This window comes from Dolichospermum circinale AWQC131C (assembly GCF_000426905.1).
GTDB lineage: Bacteria > Cyanobacteriota > Cyanobacteriia > Cyanobacteriales > Nostocaceae > Dolichospermum > Dolichospermum circinale.
Genome location: NZ_APIY01000463.1, coordinates 1 through 639 on the forward strand (window position 1 = coordinate 1; position 639 = coordinate 639).

The 639-nt window shown below is 36.3% G+C and carries 2 protein-coding genes; both read left to right on the forward strand.

Annotation, left to right across the window (positions count from 1 at the left end):
* The first annotated feature begins 177 nt into the window (after nucleotides 1-177).
* On the forward strand, nucleotides 178-360 hold the full coding sequence (locus ACIR131C_RS27270; protein WP_028088715.1) for a DUF4351 domain-containing protein: 183 nt from the start codon (nucleotides 178-180) through the stop codon (nucleotides 358-360).
* A 12-nt stretch (nucleotides 361-372) separates the two neighbouring features.
* Nucleotides 373-462 (forward strand): DUF4351 domain-containing protein, encoded by a 90-nt coding sequence (locus ACIR131C_RS27275; protein ID WP_071604919.1) that lies wholly within the window; start codon nucleotides 373-375, stop codon nucleotides 460-462.
* The last annotated feature ends 177 nt before the right edge of the window (nucleotides 463-639 follow it).

Consider the following 639-nt stretch of genomic DNA (forward strand, 5'->3'; position numbering starts at 1 on the left):
AATACAAGACCTGATAGACTGGTTAGCAGTTCATTAAACTGCTAACAAAAGAAGTGATTAGGGGAGGTTAAAGCGATCGCTTCTCTGGGTATGGCAACTGAATATATAATCTGATTATGCCCAGATCCTCACTATTTTGTCAAAAAAATAACCTCTAGTCTAGAGGAGATTCAAAAAATGCTTAATCTCAAAGAGGCTGATATTACTCAAACCCGGTTTTATCAAGAGGTGTTAGAAATTGGTGAGAAAAAAGGTTTACAACAAGGAGAAGCAAATATAACTATTCGTTTGCTAAAACGCCGTTGTGGTAATTTAACTGCTATTCAAGAGCAAAAAGTGCGTTTGCGTAGCACTCCGTAGGAATCGCTCTCCATTTCTCAATTAGAATCATTAGGAGAGGCATTATTGGATTTTCAAAATATGTCAGATTGGGAAAATTGGTTACAAGATAATCGCCGTTGATTTTGAAAGCGATCGCTAATTTATAAAATCTCAAATTGGTCCTTGGCGATCGCCCTTAAAGAATATATTTTAAAAATGCCAGCAATAAGATATATAAAACTATACTAACAGGTCAGGCGATCGCTCCGCTCGGATTAGGCATCGCAACTAAATATATAATGTGATTATGAAAACCGA

Bases quoted from the DNA above. Each gene is read 5' to 3' on its own strand.
- ACIR131C_RS27270 (WP_028088715.1), top strand. From the start codon at position 178: ATGCTTAATCTCAAAGAGGCTGATATTACTCAAACCCGGTTTTATCAA.